This is a genomic window from Micromonospora sp. SD19, from assembly GCF_054462275.1.
Genome location: NZ_JBTLMN010000001.1, coordinates 812,637 through 834,362 on the forward strand (window position 1 = coordinate 812,637; position 21,726 = coordinate 834,362).

16 protein-coding genes are annotated in these 21,726 nt (G+C 72.3%); 5 read left to right on the forward strand and 11 right to left on the reverse strand.

The window, feature by feature from the left end:
- Positions 1-90 precede the first annotated feature (90 nt).
- The 7 genes from ACX27O_RS03775 to ACX27O_RS03805 are packed head-to-tail and all read right to left on the reverse strand — an operon-like array spanning position 91 to position 6,029.
- Positions 91-972, reverse strand: a complete 882-nt coding sequence (locus tag ACX27O_RS03775) for an SMP-30/gluconolactonase/LRE family protein (protein ID WP_458938939.1) — start codon at positions 970-972, stop codon at positions 91-93.
- Between the two features lie 20 nt (positions 973-992).
- On the reverse strand, positions 993-1,934 hold the full coding sequence (locus ACX27O_RS03780; RefSeq protein ID WP_458938940.1) for a sugar kinase: 942 nt from the start codon (positions 1,932-1,934) through the stop codon (positions 993-995).
- Positions 1,931-2,551, reverse strand: a complete 621-nt coding sequence (locus tag ACX27O_RS03785) for a bifunctional 4-hydroxy-2-oxoglutarate aldolase/2-dehydro-3-deoxy-phosphogluconate aldolase (RefSeq protein WP_210866934.1) — start codon at positions 2,549-2,551, stop codon at positions 1,931-1,933. The genes ACX27O_RS03780 and ACX27O_RS03785 overlap by 4 nt, the downstream gene beginning before the upstream one ends.
- A gap of 10 nt (positions 2,552-2,561) precedes the next feature.
- Positions 2,562-3,401, reverse strand: coding sequence for an aldose epimerase family protein (locus ACX27O_RS03790; RefSeq protein WP_458938941.1), 840 nt, complete (start codon positions 3,399-3,401; stop codon positions 2,562-2,564).
- A complete protein-coding gene (gene dgoD / locus ACX27O_RS03795) occupies positions 3,395-4,540 on the reverse strand; it encodes a galactonate dehydratase (RefSeq protein WP_458938942.1) in 1,146 nt (381 codons plus the stop codon). Before dgoD ends, ACX27O_RS03790 begins: the two co-directional genes overlap by 7 nt.
- Entirely contained in the window at positions 4,537-5,247 is a 711-nt protein-coding gene (locus ACX27O_RS03800; RefSeq protein WP_030329469.1) for a FadR/GntR family transcriptional regulator, read from the reverse strand. Before ACX27O_RS03800 ends, dgoD begins: the two co-directional genes overlap by 4 nt.
- A 35-nt stretch (positions 5,248-5,282) precedes the next feature.
- Positions 5,283-6,029 carry an SDR family NAD(P)-dependent oxidoreductase gene (locus ACX27O_RS03805; protein ID WP_458938943.1) on the reverse strand — a complete coding sequence of 249 codons (747 nt, stop codon included), beginning with the start codon at positions 6,027-6,029 and terminating at the stop codon, positions 5,283-5,285.
- Between the two features lie 160 nt (positions 6,030-6,189).
- Between ACX27O_RS03805 and ACX27O_RS03810 the strand changes: the two genes are divergently transcribed.
- The 5 genes from ACX27O_RS03810 to ACX27O_RS03830 are packed head-to-tail and all read left to right on the forward strand — an operon-like array spanning position 6,190 to position 13,569.
- The gene (locus tag ACX27O_RS03810; RefSeq protein ID WP_458938944.1) at positions 6,190-7,485 is read left to right on the forward strand and encodes an ABC transporter substrate-binding protein; all 1,296 of its coding nucleotides are present in this window, start codon (positions 6,190-6,192) and stop codon (positions 7,483-7,485) included.
- A gap of 1 nt (position 7,486) precedes the next feature.
- Positions 7,487-8,404 (forward strand): carbohydrate ABC transporter permease, encoded by a 918-nt coding sequence (locus ACX27O_RS03815; protein WP_458938945.1) that lies wholly within the window; start codon positions 7,487-7,489, stop codon positions 8,402-8,404.
- Positions 8,404-9,225, forward strand: coding sequence for a carbohydrate ABC transporter permease (locus tag ACX27O_RS03820; RefSeq protein WP_357645667.1), 822 nt, complete (start codon positions 8,404-8,406; stop codon positions 9,223-9,225). The genes ACX27O_RS03815 and ACX27O_RS03820 overlap by 1 nt, the downstream gene beginning before the upstream one ends.
- The gene (locus ACX27O_RS03825; RefSeq protein WP_458938946.1) at positions 9,222-11,309 is read left to right on the forward strand and encodes an alpha-galactosidase; all 2,088 of its coding nucleotides are present in this window, start codon (positions 9,222-9,224) and stop codon (positions 11,307-11,309) included. Before ACX27O_RS03820 ends, ACX27O_RS03825 begins: the two co-directional genes overlap by 4 nt.
- A gap of 46 nt (positions 11,310-11,355) precedes the next feature.
- Complete coding sequence (locus ACX27O_RS03830) at positions 11,356-13,569, forward strand: glycoside hydrolase family 27 protein (RefSeq protein ID WP_458938947.1); 2,214 nt, start codon at positions 11,356-11,358, stop codon at positions 13,567-13,569.
- Between the two features lie 38 nt (positions 13,570-13,607).
- On the opposite strand, the gene ACX27O_RS03835 is transcribed toward ACX27O_RS03830, so the two are convergent.
- The 4 genes from ACX27O_RS03835 to ACX27O_RS03850 form a co-directional block, all read right to left on the reverse strand.
- Positions 13,608-16,091 (reverse strand): ATP-binding protein, encoded by a 2,484-nt coding sequence (locus tag ACX27O_RS03835; RefSeq protein WP_458938948.1) that lies wholly within the window; start codon positions 16,089-16,091, stop codon positions 13,608-13,610.
- A 99-nt stretch (positions 16,092-16,190) separates the two neighbouring features.
- Positions 16,191-19,217, reverse strand: coding sequence for a S8 family serine peptidase (locus ACX27O_RS03840; RefSeq protein ID WP_458938949.1), 3,027 nt, complete (start codon positions 19,215-19,217; stop codon positions 16,191-16,193).
- Between the two features lie 495 nt (positions 19,218-19,712).
- A complete protein-coding gene (locus ACX27O_RS03845) occupies positions 19,713-20,963 on the reverse strand; it encodes an HNH endonuclease signature motif containing protein (RefSeq protein ID WP_458938950.1) in 1,251 nt (416 codons plus the stop codon).
- A gap of 180 nt (positions 20,964-21,143) precedes the next feature.
- On the reverse strand, positions 21,144-21,623 hold the full coding sequence (locus ACX27O_RS03850) for a winged helix-turn-helix transcriptional regulator (protein ID WP_030329449.1): 480 nt from the start codon (positions 21,621-21,623) through the stop codon (positions 21,144-21,146).
- Positions 21,624-21,726 lie beyond the last annotated feature (103 nt).

Here is a 21,726-nt window from a genome sequence, read left to right on the forward strand (position 1 = left end):
CCTGTGCTGATCATCGGCTCGCTCCCCACCTGTCGGCTGTTACCGCCTGCGGTGCGGTTGTTCCCGCCGTGGCGTCCGGTATGCCTCCGGTCAGCCGATCGGTGCGGCGGCGCGCGCGGCGGGCAGGCCGGGGACCTCGACGTCCACCGCGAGCAGCGCGCCGTCCTGCGGGCCCGCCACGTCCAGCCCCACCCGGGCGGTGCCGATGAAGAGTCGCCGCAGGTCGGGGCCGCCCAGGCAGATTCCGGCCGGCTGCTTGGCCGGCAGCCGGATCTCCCGGTCCAGGGTGCCGTCGGGCCGGTATCGGCGGACCGCGGAGCCACCCCACAGCGCGATCCAGAGGTGGTCGGCCGCGTCGAGTGTCATGCCGTCCGGGCCGCCGTCGGCGGGGGACAGCCGCAGGAACGGCTCCCGTCCGTGCAGGGCCCCGGTGCCGGGGTCGACGGTGAACCGGTCGATCTGGCCGAGTGGGGTGTCGGCCAGATACATGGTGGTGCCGCTCGCGTCGAACGCGGGCCCGTTCGGGATGGTCAGCCCGGTCACCGCGGGCACCGGCTCGGCGCCCGGGGTGAGGCGGAACAGCGTGCCCCCGCCGGGCGCCATCGCGTACGTCATGCTGCCGGCCCAGAAGCGGCCGTGCGGGTCGGCGACCGCGTCGTTCATCCGGGTCGGCTCGGGTACGTCGCCGACCAGGTCGGCGACCGGTCGGGGGTCGCCGGTGGCGGTCAGCACCCTGACGCCGGTCCCGGCGGCGGCCAGCCATTCGCCGGGTCGGTCGAGCACCGGGGCGACCGCGCCGAGTGGCACGTCGAGGCGGCGCAGCTCCCGCAGCGGGGTCGGGGCGTCGCCGTCGGTCTCCAGGAGTCGCCCGGCCAGCAGGTCGACGAGGACCAGCCGGTCGTCGACCCAACGCAGGCCCTCACCCAACTCCAGCCGGTCGGTGCTCCAGACGGTCGGCTCGGTCAGCTCCATGGTGTTCCTCCCAAAGGTCGTCAGCGGACCGTACCGCCGGGGCCGTGGTCGAGCAGCGTCAGCTCGGCCCGGTCGGGCAGACCCTCCCAGTCGCCCCGGGTGGCGACCGCGAACGCGCCGGTGGTGATGGCCCGGTCCAGTCGGGCCAGCGCGTCGAGGCCGTCGAGCCAGCCGGAGAGCAGCCCGGCGACGAAGGCGTCACCCGCGCCGACGGTGTCCACCACCGGCACCGTCCGGGCTGGACGTTGGATGACGCCGGTAGCGCTGTGGCTGGTCGCCCCGTCGCCGCCGTGCTTGACCACGACCTCGGTGACGCCGGCCGAGAGGAGCGCCGAGGCCGGGTCGGTGGCGTCGGTCAGCACCGCCAACTCGTCGTCGGAGGCGATCACCAGGTCGATCGAGGGCAGCAGCGGGCGCAGCGCGGCGGCGGCCTCGGCGACCGACCAGAGCCGGTTGCGGTGGTTGACGTCCAGGCAGATCGTGCTGCCGGCCGCGCGGGCGCGCCGCACGGCCGCCACCACCGCCTGGTACGGCTCGACGCCCAGCGCGCAGGTGATGCCGGTGACGTGCAGCAGTCGGGGTGGTGGCCCGGGGGCGTCGAAGGCCCCTGTCACGTCGGCCGGGCCCAGTCGGGAGCCGGCCGACCCGGCGCGGTGGTAGGTGACCCGGTTGATGTCGGCGACCCGGTTCTCGAAGAGGATCAGCCCGGTGGGGGCGGTCGGGTCGACCCGGGACCAGGTCAGGTCGACGCCCTCGGCGCGCAGCGTACGGCGGACCAGCTCGCCGGGCTCGTCGGCCCCGGTGACCCCGATCCAGGCCGGCCGGTGGCCGAGCCGGGCCAGGCCGATCGCCACGTTCGACTCGGACCCGGCGACGGAGATGCCGGCGGTCCCGCCCAGTCGCAGCGGGCCGGTGGTGCGGAACGCCGCCATCGTCTCGCCGAGCGTGACCAGGTCGGTCATGGCCGGACCGCCGCGAGGAAGGCGGCGGCCCGCTCCCGCAACGCCGTGGTGTCGCCGCCTCGGACGGAGTCGCCGAGCAGCGGGGAACCGACGCCGACAGCTGTCGCGCCCCGGTCGAGGTAGCGCCGGGCACCGTCCGCGTCGACCCCACCGACCGGCACGAACGCGGTGCCGGGGAACGGGTCGCGCAGCGCGCCGAGGTAGTCGGGCCCGCCGAGGGAGGCCGGGAAGAGCTTGATCGCGGTGGCCCCGCCGTCGGTGGCCTGCACCACCTCGGTCGGGGTGAGGGCGCCGGCGAGCACCGGCAGGCCGAGCCGGCCGCCCTCGGCGAGGCTCGCGGCGATCGCGGGGGTGACCAGGAAGCCGGCGCCCGCGTCGGCCGCCGCGCGGGCGTCCTCGGCGCTGAGCACGGTGCCCGCGCCGAGGCCGAAGCCGGGCCCGAGGGCGGCCCGGGCACGGCGGATGACGCCGAGCGCGTCGGTGCTGGTCAGCGAGACCTCGACCAGGGCGACGCCGCTCTCGGCCAGGGTGAGCACGGCGGTCAGCGCGGCGGCCGGGTCCGGGCCGCGCACGATGGCCAGCAGCCGATGGGTACGCAGCTCGTCGAGCAGGTTCATCACGGTGTCCTCAGTGGGTGCGGTGGGCGGAGATGGTGAGTCGCCAGGTGACCTCGCCGGCGGCGGGAACCACCGCCGCGTCGGACGGGCCGGCGTCGGCCAGGTCGAAGGCGGCGCCGAGCATTGGTTCGACGCCGAGGCTGCGGTAGGGGGTGTCGGCCGGCCAGCCGCCCAGGTTGCGCCAGAGGGCCGTGCTGCGGGGCTGGTCGGCGCACTCCAGCTCCAGGGTCAGCCGGTTGGTGCCGTCGATCACCTGGACCCGTGGGCAGTCGAGCAGCACCGCGCCGAGCGCCGTGCCGTCGTCCGGGCCGAAGGTGTCCAGTGTCAGCCCGGCCGGGGCCGGCCACGGCCCGGTCAACCACGGGTCGCCGACGGGCCAACCGCCCGGCGGCAGGAGCGCGGCGGCCTCCGGGTGCAGCCGGGTCGGGGTGCCGGCGGGCGCGTCCAGGCGGGCGTCGGGGGAGAGGCCGAGCAGGGCGTGCGCGGCCCAGACGAACCGGTACCCGGGGTCGGCGGCCAGTCGGTAGTCGGCCACCACCACGCCACCGTCGTCGGTGATCCTTCGGCGCAGTGTGAACGTGGGCCGTTCGACGACCACGGTGCCGGGGGCCGCTTCGCGCCACGGCCGCGACCACACCTCGCCGTGGTCGGGCTCGCCGCGCACGGTGGGGAGGCACTCCTCCAGCCCACCGGCGTCGACGAACGCCGCACCGGGGCGTACCTCGTGCCGGCCGGGTTCCGGGCCGCGCCAGAGCCACTCCCGGTCACCGCCGTGCAGGCTCGTCCACCGGCCGCCGTGCGCCGCGTCGTACGCCACCCGCAACGGCACCGGCCGTGCACCGGTCACCACTCGGCGAACGACCCGTCGGCGTGCTGCCAGACCGGGTTGCGCCAGGCGTGCGGGCTTTGGGCGGCCTTGCGGACCGCCGCCTCGTCGACGGTGATGCCCAACCCGGGCCGGTCGAGGCGGGCGATGTGCCCGTCCACGAACCGGAAGGGCTCCGGGTCGATCAGGTAGTCCAGCAACTCCGAGCCGGCGTTGTAGTGGATGCCGATGCTCTGCTCCTGGATCAGGAAGTTCGGCGTCGCGAAGGCCACCTGGAGACTGGCCGCCAGGGAGATCGGGCCGAGCGGGCAGTGCGGGGCGAGCAGCGCGCCGTACGTCTCGGCGAGCGCGGCGATCCGGCGGACCTCGGAGATCCCACCGGCGTGCGACAGGTCCGGTTGGACCACGGCGACCCCGGCCTGCAACGGGCCGAGGAACTCGGACCGACCGTAGAGCCGCTCGCCGGTGGCCACCGGGATCGGCGTGCTGGCCACGATGTCGGGCAGGTGGTGAGCCTGGTCGGGCAGGACCGGCTCCTCCACGAAGAACGGGCGCAGGGCGGCCAGTTCGGGCAGGATCCGGCGGACGGCGGCCATTCCGGCGCGACCGTGGAAGTCCACGGCGATGTCCCGGTCGGGGCCGAGCACCTCGCGGGCCGCGGCCACCCGGCCGACGACGGCGTCCACCTCGGCCGAGGTGGGAATCGGGGAGAGCCGCCCGCAGGCGTTCATCTTGACTCCGGTGAGGCCGGCGGCGACCTGCGCGGCGGCGGCGTCGGCCACCTCGTCGGGCTCGTCCCCACCGATCCACGAGTAGATCCGCACCCGGTCCCGGACGGGCCCGCCGAGCAGCGCGTGCACCGGTGCCCCGTACGCCTGCCCGGCGATGTCCCAGAGCGCCTGGTCGAGACCGGCGACCGCGCTGGAGAGGATTGGCCCGCCCCGGTAGAAACCGCCCTTGGTGAGCACCTGCCAGTGCTGCTCGACGCGCAGGGGGTCCGCGCCGATCAGATATTCGGAGAGCACCTCGACCGCGCTGCGCACCACCTCGGCGCGGCCCTCGACCACCGGCTCACCCCACCCGACCAGCCCGTCGTCGGTCTCCACACGGCAGAACAACCACCGTGGCGCGACCAGGAAGGTCTCGATCCGCTCGATCTTCACTGACTGCCCCTTCGTCCCCGTACCTTCTCGACGTCGCGGACGGCCTTGTCCAGCAACTGACGCATCGCGGTCTCGGCCGCTGTCTCGTCCCGGTCGCGCAGCGCGTCGACCACCGCGCGGTGGCTGGGCACCGGGTCGTCGTGCGGGGTGCCGCCGTGCACCAGCCGGTCCCGTTCGGCGAGCCCGGTCTCCATCACCACCTCCATCCGTTCCAGCAGCTCGTTGTGGGTGGCGGTGAGCAGCGCGCGGTGGAAGGCGAGGTCGGCGGCGATGGCGGCGGCGGGATCGCCGTTGGCCTGGGCCATCTCGTCCAGTGCCCGGTCGAGGGCGGTCAGGTCGTCAGTGGTGGCGCGGGTGGCGGCCAGCCGGGCGGCGGCCGGCTCGATGATGGCGCGTACCTCGTGCAGTTGGTCGAGCAACCGCTGGTCGGTGCCCTCGGCGAACTGCCACCGGATCACGTCGCCGTCGAGCAGGTTCCAGTCCGCCCGGGGTCGGACGAAGGTGCCGCGCTTCTGTCGGGCGTCGACGATGCCCTTGGCCGAGAGGACCTTCAGCGCCTCGCGGAGCGCGGTGAGGCTGACGTCGAACTCCTCCTGCAACGCGACGATGTTCAGGGTCGCGCCGGCGGGGATCTCGCCGGTGAGGATGCGACGGGCGATCGCTTCGACGGTCTGCCCGTGGACGCCGCGGCGTGCGTACTGTGCCAATGCTCCTGGCCTTTTCGCTGGTCGGTATCGATCTCTCAGGCCGAGGCTTTCACCGCTGTCCAGCCACCGTCCACCACGAGGCTCGCGCCGGTGATGTAGGCGGCGTCCGGCGAGGCGAGGAAGGCGACCGTCGCGGCCACCTCGTCCGGTGTGCCGAAACGCTTCGCGACGGTCTCCGCCACGCTGCGCTGCCGGTCCTCTTCGGACACGTCGGCCCAGGCGGCGGTGAGGATCGGCCCGGGCAGCACGGTGTTGACCCGGACCTGCGGGCCGTACTCCACGGCGAGTTGGCGGCCGAGTGCGACCAGGCCACCCTTGGCGGCGGCGTACGCGGGCCGGCCGGGCAACCCGACCAGCGCGTGCACCGAGGAGATCAGCACCACCGCGCCGGAGCGGGCCCGCAGGTCGTCCAGGCAGGCGCGGACGCCGAGGAACGAGCCGGTGAGGCTGACGCCGAGCTGGTGGTCCCAGGACTGTCGGCTGGTTTCGTGGGCCGGGGCGACCTGCACGGCGTACGCGGTGCTGACCAGGATGTCGACCGGGCCGAGGCTCGCTCGTGTCGCCCCCACCGCAGTTGCCCAGTCGTTCTCCTCGCTGACACTGCCCATTACGGACAGTGCTCGTTGACCGGCGGCGGTCAGCTCGTCGGCCAGCGGGGTCGGATCGTGGACGTCGAGCAGCGCGACGGCTGCTCCTTCGGCGGCGAGCCGTCGGGCGATGGCCGCACCGATCCCGCCCATAGCGCCGGTGACCAGCGCGTTCTTGCCATCAAGCCGGCGCATAGGCTGATCCACCTGACCCCTCACCGTGGTCTCGTCTAATCATTAATTAGGAAGATATCTTGACAGCCGGCGAGGGTCGATGCAACCTTCTCGTCACAGCATTCACATGGACGACACATCGCGCCGTAACGCTACGTGTCGTAAAGGAAGGGATACCTCCGTGAGCGACTTCGACCCCGGTCGCCGGCGATTCCTTGGCCACCTCGGGCTCGCCGGCCTGGGCGCGCTCGGCGCCAGCTCGTTCCTCAGCGCGTGCGCCAGCTCCGCCAGCGGGCCGACGACGAGCAGCGGCTCGGGCGCGGTCACCATCCAGTCGAACCTCTCCTCGCCGCAGGCCAAGGCCGCGATGGAGAAGCTGATCGAGACCTTCAACGGGCAGGGCAAGGGCACGGCGAGCCTCAACACGATCGCCTCGGAGACCTTTCGGACCCAGCTGCCGACCTACCTGACCTCGGCCAACCCGCCGGACCTCTACACCTGGTACGCGGGCTCGGTCGCCAACGACTACGCCAGCAAGAACCTGCTGCTGGACGTCTCCGAGGTCTGGAAGTCGCTGGGCGACTACCCCCAGTCGCTGCGCACCCTCTCCACCGACGCCAGCGGCAAGCAGATCTTCGTGCCGATGAACAACTACTGGTGGGGCTTCTTCTACCGCAAGTCCAACTTCGCCAAGTGGGGCGTGCAGGAGCCGAAGAACTGGACCGAGTTCCTGGCCCTCTGCGAGACGCTGAAGAGCAAGGGCATCCCGCCCATCGGCATCGGCCTCGGCGACACCCCGTGGGTGGCCTCGGCCTGGTTCGACTACCTCAACATCCGGATCAACGGCGCGCCGTTCCACCGCGAGCTGCTCGCCGGCAAGCAGCGCTTCGACGACCCGAAGGTCAAGGCGGTCTTCACCCGCTGGCGCGAGGCCCTGCCCTACTTCGACCCCAAGGGCAAGGCGTACCCGTTCCAGGAGGCGACCACCGCGCTGCTGGCCGGCAAGACCGGAATGTTCCTGATCGGCACGTTCTTCGCCGACGCCGCCCCCAAGGACGCGCTCGGTGACCTGGACTTCTTCCGGTTCCCGATCATCGACCCGGCGGTGCCGCTGGCCGAGGAGGCACCGACCGACGGCTTCTTCGCCAGCGCGAAGACCGCCAACCCGACCGGCACCAGGGCTCTGCTCAGCTACCTGGCCGGGGTCGAGGCCCAGGAGGCGTACGTCAAGGCCAGCTCCGGGATCGTCCTGCCGGCCAACCCGAAGGCCAAGGCGTCGGACTCCCCGCTGGTGGTCAAGGGCAAGGCGATGCTGAACGAGGCCAAGGAGCTGACCCAGTTCTTCAACCGCGACTCCAGCGACGCGCTCCAGCCGACCGCCGACACCGCGCTGACCAAGTTCATCGACAAGCCGGACCAGATCGACGCGATCCTGCGGGAGTGGCAGGCCGGCGCCGAGAAGGTCTTCAAGGGCTGACGTGACAGCAACGATCTCCACGACTTCGGTCACCCCCACCCGGCGGCGGCGACGGTCGGCCCGACTGTCGCCGCTGCTGGTGGCGTTCGTCCTGGTGCCGTTCGCGGTCGAGAGCATCTGGGTGTTCTGGCCGGCGCTCCAGGGTTTCTGGTTCTCCCTGACCCGCTGGGACGGGATGACCAGGCCGACCTTCGTCGGCACCGACAACTACGTCGAGCTGGCCGGCGACGCCACCTTCCGGGGTGCGCTGGTCAACACGGTGATCTGGCTGGTGCTCTTCGGCGGCCTCTCCGTGCTGGGTGGCTTCGGGATGGCGCTCGTCCTGCAGAAGGAGCGGCGCGGTGTCGGGTTCTACCGGGCCGCGCTGTTCACCCCTGTGGTGTTCTCGCTGGTGGTGACGGCGCTGGTCTGGCGGGTCTTCTACCAGCCCGACGGCATCGCCGACACGCTGCTGCGGGCGGTTGGCCTGGAGAGCCTGATCAGGCCCTGGCTCGCCGACCCGCAGACCGCCCTGTACGCGGTGATCCTGCCCGCGCTGTGGCGCCAGATCGGGTACGTGATGGTGCTGTTCCTCGCCGGGCTGAAGGCGATCGACCCGGCGCTGCACGAGGCGGCCCGGATGGACGGCGCGAACTCCTGGCAGCGGCTGCGGCACGTCACCATTCCCCAGCTCAAGGGGGTCAACGCGGTGGTGCTGTCGGTCATCGTGATCGACTCGCTGCGCTCGTTCGACATCGTCTGGTCGCTGACCAAGGGCGGGCCGTACCACTCGTCTGAGCTGCTCAGCACCTACATGTACTCGACAGCGTTCCAGAGCCTGCGGCTGGGCTACGCCTCGGCGATCGCGGTCGTGATCTTCGTGCTCGCGCTGGCCGTCATCCTCGGCTACCTGGTCCGCGCGTTCCGGGAGGAAGCGTGATGAACAAGCTCCGTACCGGGGCCTTCCACACCGGCATGATCCTGCTCTCGCTGCTCTGGCTGGGTCCGGTGCTCTGGGTGGTGGTGATGTCCACCCGGTCGTTCGACGACATCGCCGCGCACGGCGTGGGCAGCCTGCCCCGCTCGTTCACGCTGGACACCTACCGGCAGGCGTGGACCGACGGCGGCGAACTGCGCGCCCTGATCAACAGCATGATCGTCACCATCCCGTCGGTGGCGTTGAGCCTCGGGCTGGCCGCGATGGCCGCGTTCGCGCTGAGCCGATTCCGGATCCCCGGCCGGCGGACCATCCTGCTGCTGATGCTCGCCGGCAACCTGCTGCCACCGCAGATCCTGCTCATCCCGGTGGCCAAGTTCAGCGAGCTGACCGGCCTGTACGACACGCTCTGGGCGTTGATCGCGGTGCAGGTCGGCTTCGGGCTCGGCTTCTACACGTTCGTCCTGCACGGCTTCATGCGGGACCTGCCGGGCGAGATCCAGGAGGCGGCCACCATCGACGGGGCCGGCACGGCGCAGATCTTCACCAGGGTGATGCTGCCGCTGACCCGCCCCGCGCTGGCGGCTCTCGGGGCGCTCTCCTTCACCTGGATCTTCAACGACCTGCTCTGGGCGATCACCGTGCTGCGGACCGACGACAACATGCCGGTCACCCCGGCGCTGCTCGCGCTCCAGGGGCAGTTCGTGTCGTCCTGGAACGTCATCGCCGCCGGTACCGTCATCGCCGCCGTCCCCACCGTCGCGGTGTTCCTCCGCTTCCAGCGGCACTTCGTCTCCGGCCTGGCGATCGGAGCGGTCAAGTGACCGCCGAGGCCGGGCAGCGCTGGACGCTGCGCGGCACGCACACCGAGTACACGGTGCGGGTGCCAGCGCACGGTCGCTGGCTGGAACTTGTCGCCTGGGGGCCACACGGCGTCTCCGACGGGCCCTCGCCGGTCGGCTACGACGGCCCGGTCCCGTTCCTCACCGCCGGGGACGCGGCCCCCATCGAGTACGCCACCGACGCCGACCGCCCGTTCACCGGCCCCGACCTGGTGATCGAGACCTCGAACGGGCAGCGGCGGGTGGGTTTCGCGCACACCGACGCGCGGATCGACGCCGACCAGCGGGAGCTGGCCGTCGAGTTCGCCGACCCGGTCACCGGGCTGCGCGCCACAGTGCACTACCGGATGCCGGTCGGCACCGACGTGGTGCAGCGGTGGGTCGAGCTGACCAACGACGGCAGCGACGCGCTGCGGGTCATCCGGGCCGGTTCGGGCGGGTTCTGCGTACCCACGCCGCACGGCGCACTGCTCAGTCACCAGTGGGGGCAGTGGGCGCAGGAGTTCCAGCTCTCCCACATCGAGCTGGGCCACGGCACCTTCAGCATCGGCAGCTCGCAGGGCGTACCCGGGCATCTGCACGTGCCCTGGCTGACGGTGCGCGACACCGCCGAGCCGGCCGGCCCGGCCTGGGGGATGGCGCTGGCCTGGACCGGTTCGTGGGAGATCAGTGCCGAGCGGGACACCGGCGGCCTGACCCGGGTCCGGGTCGGCCGTCAGCTGGTCGACGGCCCGTTGGAGCTGGCCCCCGGCGAGCGACTGACCCTGCCGGTGGTCACCGGCGCGTACAGCTCGGACGGCCTGGACGGGCTGGCCCGGGTCTGGCACACCCACCAGCGGCTGCTGGCCGCCGACCGGCTCAGGCCGCGGCCGGTGCTCTACAACTCCTGGGAGGCGACCTACTTCGCCGTCGAGGCGCAGAGCCAGCTCGCGCTCGCCCGGATCGCGGCCGAGTTGGGTGTGGAGACCTTCGTCGTGGACGACGGCTGGTTCGTGGGCCGCGACGACGACACCGCCGGGCTGGGCGACTGGACACCCGACCCGGCGAAGTTCCCGGCCGGGTTCGACACGTTCATCGCCGACGTCCGCGCCCTCGGGCTGAACTTCGGCCTCTGGGTCGAGCCGGAGTGCGTCAACCCGAAGTCGTCCCTGTACGCCGAGCACCCGGAGTGGGTCTACTCCGTCGACGGCCGACCGATCACCCCGGTCCGCAACCAGTACCTGCTCGACCTGGGTCGGCCGGAGGTCGCCGAGTTCGTCCACTCCACAGTCGACGGGCTGTTGCGTCGGTACGACATCGACTACCTGAAGTGGGACTTCAACCGGCCGCGTACCGAACCGGGTCGGTCCGGTGGGCTGGGCCCACTCGACCTGGACGGCGCGCACGTCGCCAACCTGCACCGGATCTACGAGCGGCTGCGCCGGGACCACCCCGGTGTGCTGATCGAGGCGTGCGCCGGCGGCGGCGCGCGTACCGACCTGGCGATGGCCGCCCGCGCCGACGTGTTCTGGCCCAGCGACAACACCGGTCCACTCGACCGGCTGGCCATCCAGCACGGCTTCCTGCACGCCAACGCCCCGCACCTGCTCAGCTCCTGGGTCACCGACGCGCCCGGCCTGTTCGACCCGCGCCCGCGGACGCTGGCGTTCCGGTTCGTCCTGGCGATGGCCGGTGTGCTCGGCATCGGCGCGGACATCCGGGCGTGGACCCCCGCCGAGCGGGCCGAGGCGGCCGGCTGGATCGCCCGCTACAAGGAGATCCGGGACGTCGTCACGCACGGCGAGGTGCACCTGATCGGCGGCCCCGACCAGGCCCGCTGCGCGGTGCAGTACACAGCGCCGGACGAGAGCCGGGTGGTCGTCCTGGCCTGGCACACCGGCCGGCTCGACGGCGCCGGGCTGCTCCCGTCCCGCCCGGTCCGGTTGCCGCTGCGCGGCCTCGACCGGGCGGCCCGTTACTCGCACGGCGACCGGCACTACTCCGGCAGCCACCTCACCGCGGCGGGCCTGCCCGTGCGGTGGAGCGCCACCCACGACGCCGACCTCATCGTGCTGACCCGCGACTGAGCTCGGAGCACCACCACCCCCACCCCCGAGGGACAGGAGTACCTCCATGCGCCTGAACCGACAGCTGACCGCTGCCCTGGCCGTGCTCGGCCTGGGCCTGGCCAGCCCCGTGCCGGCGATGGCCGGCCCACCCCACGCCGACCCGCCGAAGGCCGGCCACGGGCCCGGCCGCCCCGGTCACGCCCCGGCGGCCACCGGCGCGGAGGACCAGGGCGCGCCGACCTTCTTCAACAGCGGCCTCGCCCCCACGCCCTACCAGGGCTGGAACACCTACTTCGGCCTCGGTGGCGATCCCACCGAGGCCGAAGTACGGTCGGTCACCGACTACATGGTCCGCAGTGGCCTGCGCGACGCCGGCTACACCTACGTCTGGATCGACGGCAACTGGGCCGCCCCCACCCCGCGCAACGAGGCCGGACAGCTCGTCGCCGACCCGGCCCGCTTCCCCGGCGGAATGGCGGCGCTGGCCGCGTACATCCACAGCAGGGGAATGAAGGCCGGCATCTACACCGACGCCGGCCCGTACCTGCCGGGGCAGTGCGGGCTCGGCAGCAACGGCCACTACCAGGCGGACATCGCCCAGTTCGCCGGCTGGGGCTTCGACGCGCTCAAGGCCGACTGGCTCTGCGGCCGCGCCGCCGGCCTCGACCCGGAGACCACCTTCCGGGAGCTGGCCGAGGCGGTACGCCAGTCGCCCCGACCGATGCTGCTCAACATCTGCAACCCGGTCAGCTCCGACTGGGGTGGCGGCCCGTACACCCCGGAGCAGCTCTCCACCTGGAGCTACACGTACGCGCCCACGATCGCCGACTCCTGGCGGACGTACACCGACGTGGGGCTCACCGACCCGACGCCGCAGTGGGCGTTCCCGTGGGTGCTGCGCAACATGGACGTCAACGCGTACCACCCGGCGGCCACCGGGCCGGGGCACTACAACGACCCGGACTACCTGCTGCCGATGCGTCCGCTGCCCGACGGCGGGTACGAGTTGAGCCTGGAGGAGTCCAAGACGCAGCTCGGCATGTGGGCCATCATGGCCGCGCCACTGGTGATCGGCTCCGACCCGCGTGGCCTGCCGCAGGAGATGATCTCGGCGCTGACCAACCCGGAGATCATCGCCGTGGACCAGGACCCGCTGGTGCGGCAGGGCGTCAAGGTCGCCGACACCGGCACCGACGCGCAGGTCTGGAGCAAGGTGCTCGCCGGCTCCGGCAAACGTGCCGTCGCGCTGCTCAACCGGCACGACACCGCCCAGCAGATCACCGTGAACTTCGCCGACGTCGCCCTCGGCGGGTCGGTCCGGGTCCGTGACCTGTGGTCCCGCTCCACGGTGGACGCCCAGCCGGGCACTCCGGGCGTGCAGCCGTTCACCGGCTCGTACACCGTCGAGGTGCCGGCGCACGGGGTGGCAATGCTCGGCCTGACCGGCACCGACCAGGTCGCCGGCGCCGACCTCGGCGGCACCGCCAGCGCCAGCCCTGCGCTGGTCCGGGTGGACGACACGCACGCCACCGCCTTCGTCCGCGACGCGCAGGGCGCCCTGGCGGTCAACACCCGTTCCGGTACGACGTGGGGAAGCCGGTGGACCTCCCTCGGCGGCCCGGTCGGCGGCCGGATCCTCGGCCAGCCGGCGGCGTACGGCTCCGCCGACGGGCGGATCGACGTCTTCGTCCGGGGCACCGACAACGCCGCCTGGCAGCGCAGTTACGTCGCCGGTACGTGGGGGCCGTGGCGCAACCTCGGCGGCACGCTGACCGACGCGCCGACGGTGGCGTGGACCAGCCCGACGCAGTGGACGCTTGTCGCCCGTGGTGCCGACGGCAAGCTCTGGACGCGTACGCCGAGCGCTGGCTGGACCGGTGTGGGGGCTCCCGAGAACCGGCCGTTCTACGGTCGGCCGAGCGCGATCGTCGACGACGCCGGCGTGCTGCACGTGGCGGTCCGCAGCCGCACCGACGAGGTGTGGTGGAGCAGCCGGACCGGCACCACGTGGTCGGCCTGGACGAACCTGGGCGGCACCACCAGCGGCAGCCCGACCCTGCTCGCCACCTCCGGCCGGGTCTACCTGTTCGCGCTGGCCGCCGACAACCGGCTCTGGCAGCGCAACCTGGCCGACGGTGCCTGGGGCGGCTGGTTCCGACGTGGTGAGTTCGCCACCGACGCGTTCCGGGGTGCGCCCGGGGCCGCCGCCGGAGCCAACGGCAGCGCCTGGCTGGCGGTACGCGGCGTGGACGACCGGGTGCACCAGGTCGTCCTGTGATCCACGGGGCGGGCCGTCGACCGACGGCCCGCCCCGGCTCAGGCCGGGACGAGTTCCCGGCAGCGGTGCAGAGCGGCCCGGGCCAGCGGCGTGTCACGGCCGGCGATCCCGGCTTCCAGTTCGGCGACCGCCGCCGCGGCCCGCGCCGGTTCACCCTGCGCCGCTGCGGCCTCGGCCAGCACCAGCACCGCGTCGGCGGCCCACGCCAGGATGCCCTTTCCGCGTACCACCGACAGCGCCTCCGTCGCGTGCCGGACGGCCTCGTCCGGCTGCCTGGTCACTGTCAGTCGGGCCAGCGCCGACAGCGTCTGCACCAGCGGCCAGATCGCACCGACTCGGCGGGCGTCGACCACCACCTCCCGCAGCGCCCGTTCGGCCACCTCCACCTCGTCCAGCCCGCCGGTCCTGTCGCCCAGGCCGGCGGCGCTGCCGGCGTTCGCGGTGCCGCCGTTCGCGGTGGCGGTGAGCGCCAGCACGGTGGCCAGTTCGGCCCGCGCGTCCAGCAGGGTGACCGGCATCCGCTCGGCGCTGGCGACCAGCCGACGGAGCCGCTCGACGAGACCGTCCAGCCGGCCGGTGGCTCGGTCCAGTGACAACTGGGTTGCCTCCACCAGGGACGTCAGCCGCTCGTACCCGGTCTCGTCGACCAGCGCCCGGCCGGCCGCCAGCAACGCTTCGGCCTGCTCGGGATGACCGGCGTGCAGCGCGCCCTGCGCCCAGTTCAGGCAGGCGCGGGCGTGTTCGCGCGGCCGATCGGCCAACTCCGCGGACGCCCGCAGCTCCGTGATGATCGCCCAGGCCGCCGGGTCGCCCAACTCCAGCAGCAGCGAGGCCCGGGCGATGCGGACCGCGAGGTGTGACCCGGGATCCCCGCTGGCCGCCGCTGCGGTCTCCGCCTCCGTACAACGGGCCAGGTGGTCGTCGACGTGCCGGCCCACGACGGTGTCGGGGGCCGCCAGCACCGCGAGCGCCGGGGCCTTGCGGCGCGGCGCGCGCAGGTACGGCACCGCACGCTCGATCTCGGTGTACCCGCGCAGCGCCTCGCCCTGCTGGCGCAGCATCCGACCCAGCACCAGGCCCAGCTCCCCTCGGGCGCCCGGTGGCAGCCGTCGGTCGGCGAGCAGCCGTTCCAGCACCGGGATCGCCTCGGCCTGGCTGAGCCCGTCGATGGCCGACCGGCCCAGCTTGGCGGCGAGTCGAACCCGTACCGGTCGGGGAAGCTCGGCGATGTCCATCGTCTGGAGCAGGAAGCTGGCGGCGGTCGCGTCGTCGCCGCGTTCGGTGGCCAGGTCGGCGGCCGCCTCGGCGTTGCGGACGAAGTCGGCCCCGCTGCCGGCCCGACGGTAGTGGTGCGCCAGCTGGGCCACCGGTCTCGGCAGTTCCTGCTCCAACACCCGCGCGACCCGCAGGTGCAGCCACTCCCGGCTCTCCCGGGGCACCAGGTCGTAGACCACCTGTCGGGCCAGGTCGTGGCGGAACCGCAGGCCGTCCCCGGCGTCGTGCAGCAGGCCCGCCCGGTGTGCGGCGGTCAACGCCGCGCCGATCGCCACCCGGTCCAGGCCGAGCACCGCGGCGAGGATGCGCTGATCGGGCGTCATGCCCAGCACGGCCGCCGCGCCGAGCACCTCCCGGGTGGCCTCGTCGAGCGGGCGCAGCCGCCAGAGCAGCACGTCACGGAGGACGAACGGGACACTGTCGTCGGCCAACGGGTCGCCGCCCCGCTCGGCGAGCGTACGCAGCACCTCCTCGACCACGAACGGGATACCGGCGGTGCGGTCGAGCAGGGCGGCGGTCAGTTGCTGCGGCGGGTCGTCGAGCCGCAGGGTGCGCGCCGCCAGCCGGCGTACGTCATCGGCGTCCAGCGGGCTGAGCGCGACGCGCGTGACGCTCCACGGGGGAGTCCGCGCCAGGGCGTCGTGGATCGGCGTGCTGCTCCCCGGCGTCGCCGTCCGCGCGGTCAGCAGCACTGCCAGCCCGTCCACCGGGTGGGTGCTCAGGTACGCGAGGAGTTCGCAGGTCGCCGGGTCCGCCCAGTGCAGATCCTCGAGCAGGAGGGTGGCGGGGCTCAGCGCGGTGAGCACCGCCGCGACGGCGCGGAACAGGCGATGACGCTCGGCCGCCGGGTCGGTCAACGGGGGCGGCGCGTCCGGCAGGACGTCGGCGAGTTCGGGCAGTAGCGGCGCGAGGGCGCCGGCCACCGGGCTGAGTGGACCGGGTCGCTCGGTGCAGCCCCGGATCGCGTCCAGCAGCACGCCGAGCGGGAAGGGTTCGGGCACGTCGTCGCACTCGCCGACGAGGTGCCGCCCGGGGAGTTCGGCGAGCAGCTCGGCGACGAGCCGACTCTTGCCGATTCCGGGCTCACCTTCGAGCAGGATCAGGCAGGGTGGGGTGGCGACGAGCCGGCGTAACTGGGCCAGTTCCGCCGTTCGGCCGACGAATTCGACGGGCCCGCGCAGACGTTCGGGGCGGACGGGAGTTGGGCTCCCGCCGCCCCGGGTCTTGTTCTCGCCGCCGTCGATCACCGTGGGGCGAGCAGATCATCTCTGCGGTTCCCGCCGGTCATCCGGCGGACCGGCGGTGACCTGAGTCACACGCCGATCCGCCGGGTCGGGGGAGCGGGGTCAGGACTGGACGGTGACCGGCACGACCTTCAGCGAGCTGTCACCGTTGCGGAACTCCAACACCCCGACGTAACGCTGCCCCGGGGCGAGCCCGGACCAACGCAGTGTCAGGTTCGCCGTCGCGCCCGGCTGCACGCTGCGCTGCTTCGGGTCGATGGTGACCCGGCCGGTGGAGGTGCCCGGCGCGCCCGGCAGGTAGCTGGTGATGGTGTACGCGTTGGCCTCGTCCTTGATGTTCTCGGTGAACTCCTGCTCGACGACCACGATGTAGTCACCGGCACCGTCGGGCAGGGCGACCTTCGCGCCGATCCGGGTGCTGGCAGTGGCGGTGACGAACTTCCCGGACTTGTCGTAGACGTTGAGGCTGAACTCGGTGCACTCCATCACGCCCTCCTCGTCCTCCCAGTCGATGTGGGAGCAGGTGGGCCGTGCCGACGTCACGTGGATCTCCGGGCTGCGGGTGCCGGCCGGTACGTGCAGGGTGGTCCGGCTGATCGACGCGGGCAGCGGCACCGGCAGGTTGTTCGACGTGCTCCAGTCCCAGCTCGGCCCGTCGCCCTTCAGGGTCACTGTGGTGCTGGTACCCGAGGTCAGGCCGGACAGCTGGGAGATCAGCTGACCCTTGTAGCCGGCCTCGGCGGCGATCCGGACGCTGCCGGAGGTGCCCGTGCCGGTGATGGCGTCGGGGGCGACCAGCCCGGAGTTGTGCACGACCAGCGGGCTGCGTACCGCGTGCTTGAACTGGTCGCGCCAGGTCAGCGAGCCGTCGGCCCAGGTGTCGAACGCGCCGCCGGTGTTGGTGACCTCGACGGTGAAGCGGGCGCTCTGGCCCGGACGGATCTGCATCTTCTTCGGGGTGACAGTGACCTTGTAGCCCGGCGGGGCCTGCACCGACGAGGTGTAGGTGCTGGTCTTGTCGCTGACGTTGGTGACCGTACGGGTCACGCTCTGCTTGCCGACCATCCGGCCCAGCGAGATCGACGGGTAGTTGAGCTGGGCGGTGTCGATCGCACCGATCGTGTCGCAGCCGTCCAGGTCGGCGAGCCCGTAGTCGCCGCCCCGGTCGGCGGACACCCCGCACAGGTACTTGATCCAGTCCTGCTGGTTGGAGTCGTAGACCAGGCCCGGGTCGAAGGCGCTGCCCGGCTTCACCTGACCGGCGCCGTAGTTCATGGGAGTGGCGTCGTACGTGCCGATCTTGATGGGGTTGCCCTTGTCGGTGGTGTCCACCGCGCTGGTCATCAGCGCCGAGCGGACCGCCGCCGGCGACCAGTCGGGGTTCTTGGCCAGCAGCAGCGCGGCGATGCCGGCGATGTGCGGCGCGGCCATCGAGGTGCCCGACTCCAGGGCGAAGTCGTTGCCGCCGATGGACGGGGAGAACGCGGCGATGATGTCCTGACCGGGCGCGCTGATGTCCGGCTTGAGCAGCTCACCGGCGTTCAGGTTCGACGGGCCCGCCGAGGAGAACGCGGCGACGGCGGGAGCCTCGACCGTCTCCAGCTTGCTCGGCGAGATGGTCGCCGTGGCGTTGCCCTTGCCGACGTACGCGGTGACAGTGGCCAGGTCGACCTCGTTGATGTGCACTGTCGGCACGGCCTGCACGTCGGCGTTCAGGGAGTTCAGCTCTTCGTTGTACAGCACCATGCCGACCCCGCCGGCCCGCGCCACCTCGATGCTCTTGTCGGTACGCGGGATCTCGCCGCGCAGGCAGAGCACGATCGCGCCCTTGACCTTGGCCGGGTCCAACGTGTCGTCGGCGCAGAGGCCGGCACCGTAGGCGCCGTCCGGGTCGACCGCGCTGTCCTTCGCGAAGACCAGGCGGGCCGGCCCGACGCCGGTCTCGCCCATGCCCACACCGGCGATGGTGGTGCCGTCGCCGAGGGTGAGCGTGCGGGTGTTCTGCCGGTCGGTGGTGCTCGCGGCCACAGTGGTCAGCCACGGCGTCGAGTTGTCGACGGTGTTGGCGAACGGGCCGGAGTTGCCGGCGGCGGCGGCGACGAAGACCCCGGCGGCGGCCGCGTTGAAGAACGTCGCGTCGACGGCACCGAAGCGCTCGGTGTCGTCACCGATCGAGTAGTTGATCACGTCGACGCCGTCCGCGACCGCGTCGTCGATGGCGTGCACGATGTCGATGTCGGTGCCGGTCGCTCCGCCCGCACCGTTGTCGTACAGCGCCTTGTAGATCGCCAATCGCGCGGCCGGCGCCATGCCGGAGATCATGCCCAGGTCCTGGTTGCCCGACGTCGCCCGCACGCCGTGGATGCCGGCGGCGGTGCTGGCGGTGTGGGTGCCGTGGCCGTTGCGGTCGCGCGGCGAGGAGTAGTCGTCCGGGAACGCGTCGGCGATGCCACTGTCGTTGTACCAGCGTGCCCCGATCACCTTGTTGTTGCAGGTCACCGGTGCTTCGACGCCAACGTCGCAGGTGCCCTTCCACTTGGCGTCGATGACGGCCTGGTCGGGGCGCGGGCTGGGCAGCGGGGCGAAGCTCGCGCTCTCCGGCCAGTAGCCGCTGTCGATGACCCCGATGATCACGCCCTCACCCGCGTGGGGGTCGCCGCCGAACTCCTTGTCCCACACCCCGCCCTTGCCGGTCAGGCCCAGGTAGTCGGGGGTGTGTGCGGTGGCGGCGTGCACCTTCTGGCTCTCGTACACCGCGCGGACACCCTTGGTGGCGCGCAGCCGGGCGGCCTGCGGCCCGGTCAGGTCGGCGGCGAAGCCGTTGAACGCGGTCTCCATGGTGACGCGGGTGCGCTCGGCGGGCACGCCGACCCGGTCCAGCACCGACTTGCGCTGCTGGCGCAGGTGGTCCCGGTACGCGTTGGCGTTCCCGGACGTACGGTTCAGCTTCGCCCCGTCGACCGGCTTGGTGGCGGCGATCCCGGGAACCCCGCCGGTGTAGGTGGCGAGTGGCTCCTCGGCGAGCTGGACGAGGTAGCGGGCGGTCGGTCCACTGCTTGCCGGCGCGGCGGTGGCGCTGGCGGGCAGGCTGGTCAGGCCGGCCGCGGTCAGCGCCACGGCGGCCAGCATGCTGACCCCGTGCCTGGCCCGTCCGGTCCGATGGGTGTTCGGTTGTGGCACGTCGTTGCCTCCACGTTCGGTGCCGGCCGCCACGACTGATGACGGTGGCCGAAACCTAGGATCGGCACCGATCATCGAGAAGCACTCGTAACCTGGCCGTCATCTTGGAAACAAGCTCGTAACACAACGGGTACTTTGCGCGTCATTTAGGAACGTCGACTTGGGTGATCTGTGCCATTTGGTCGGTTGCCCGTGCCGAAGTCCACCACAGACTTGGCGAGGCAACAGTGACCAGCGCCGGACCGTGGAACGAGCGACGCGACAGGCCCCGACGTGCCAACACTGGTCCGCGCCTGGCGGCTGGCGACACCCTGAACCAGCGGGTGACGCATCATCGCTGCCGTGGACCGAGCGCGTGTTCCTTGCCACCACAGCACGTCTCCTCTGGCCCGGAGCACGTGCCGATGGTTGTTCGGCTTGGAGGGTCGGGTCAGTCGGCCGCTCTTATGTTCGTCGGTGGTAGTGGTTGCGGCGGGGGAGTTGTTCGGGGTCGAGCCAGGCGGGTGGGGTGAATTCGGGGTGGCCGTCGGCGGCGAGTCGCACTGCCCAGTCGCTGTGGTGGATGTGGCGGTGGTGGTGGCCGCAGAGCAGGACGGCATTGTCGAGGTTGGTGGTGCCGCCGTCGGCCCAGTGGTGGATGTGGTGGGCGTGGCACCAGCGGGGTGGGCGGTCGCAGCCGGGGAAGGCGCAGCCGTGGTCGCGTAGGACGAGGGCGCGTCGGAGGGGGCCGGTGATGAGGCGGCGTTGTCGGCCGAGGTCGAGGACTTGGCCGGTGCTGTCGAGGACGGCGGGCAGGATGGTGGCGTCGCAGGCGAGGCGTCGCACGGTGTCGGGGGTGAGGTGCGCGCCGGTGTCGAGCGCACCGCGAGACAGCTGCCGGGTCAACTCGTCGTAGCTGGTGGTGACGACGATGTGGGCGGGGTCGCCGCCGTGTTCGGGCAGGTCGCCGGTGCGCAGGGCGAGGCGGCAGATGTCGGCGAGGGCGTCGTGGCGGCGTTGTCCGGCGGAACGGGAGTCGTCGGGGCCGGAGGGTGCACTGAGGGGGTCGATGGCGGCGCGCAGGAGGCCGGCGGTTTCGGTGTCGAGGGTGGCGGTGAGTCGCAGGCGGCCGTCGGTCTGTTCGGAGAGGGTGACGTGGCGGTCGCGGGTGGCGCGGCGGGCGTCGGCGTCGAGGGCGGCGTGGGCGGCGGCGTCGGCGAGGTCGGGGGCGACGTGGTCGAGGATGCGGGTGCCGAGCTTGCGCAGCAGAGTGGGGTCGAACTGCCCGGCCCAGCCGACCAGCACACCAACCGCCTTGTCGCCGGCCTCTGCACCGGCGGTGGTGTGCACGGTGTCGACCGTGTCGGCGATGACCCGGGCCTGGTCGAGGGTGACGCGTCCGTCGGTGAGCGCTTGTCGTACCCCGGGGTTGCCGGTGTCGAGTGCGGTGGCGAGGTCGACGAGGCGGCGGGCGACCGTGATGGTGAGTCGCAGTCGCTCGCGCAGCCACACCGTGGTGGAGGAGGCACCCTGCGCGTGGGGCGTGCCCCGGCCGTCGAGCTCACGGATCAGGGCCAGCTTCACGGCGGCGAGACGTTGCTCCAAGCGGTGCGCGGCGTCGAGCGCGGCGATCAAATCCTGCTCGGAAAGGGCCCAGGCGGCGGCGTCCACGCACGCGGCGACCGCGTCGTCTGCCTGCGCCAACTCCTCGACCATGACCCGACACTAGAACAGGTGTACGACAATTTCAGTCATCATGATCGATTGGCTGGGCAGCGACCGACGGCGGGCTGGCCGGGCTGCTGCGGCTGACAGGCGCGCGACCGGGTGTCGCGGCGACGCCGGTCCCGCCCATGGTCCCTGAGCGACGGCGCCGGTTCGGCCGTGACCCGCGTGTCAGTCGCGCCGGACGAGACCCGGGCCGGCGGTGATGTCGATGTCGCCGTCCGCGATGTCGTGGCCGGCGGCGCAGCGGAGCACCGCGCGGATCGGTTCGCCGCAGTCGTGGTGGGTGGCGATGACCGACGGGCCGGTGTCGGTGGCGGCCCAGGTGTCGCCCCAGTTGCGCAGTGCGGTGATGACCGGCAGGAGGGCGCGGCCCTTGCTGGTGAGTTGGTACTCGTGGCGGGTGCGCTGCCCGGGCTCGCGGTAGGGGATTCGTTCGAGCAGGTCGGCGGCGACCATTTCCTTGAGTCGGGCGGCCATGGCGGGCTCGCCGACGCCGACCCGGCGGACGAAGTCGTCGAAGCGGCGCGTGCCGAGCAGGGCCTCGCGCATGATCAGGACCGTCGACCTGCTGCCCACGATGTCCATCGCCCGGGCCACCGAGCAGTTCTCGCTCGTCCAGGAATCGCGATCGTCTCGTAGGTCCTTCATGCCGTCCAGCGTACCTGACTTGCGTTAGGGCTAGCCAGGTGCTTCACTGGGTCGCGCTGACTTCAGCATACGCAAGCCAGCCCATCAGCCTGAAGGATCTTCA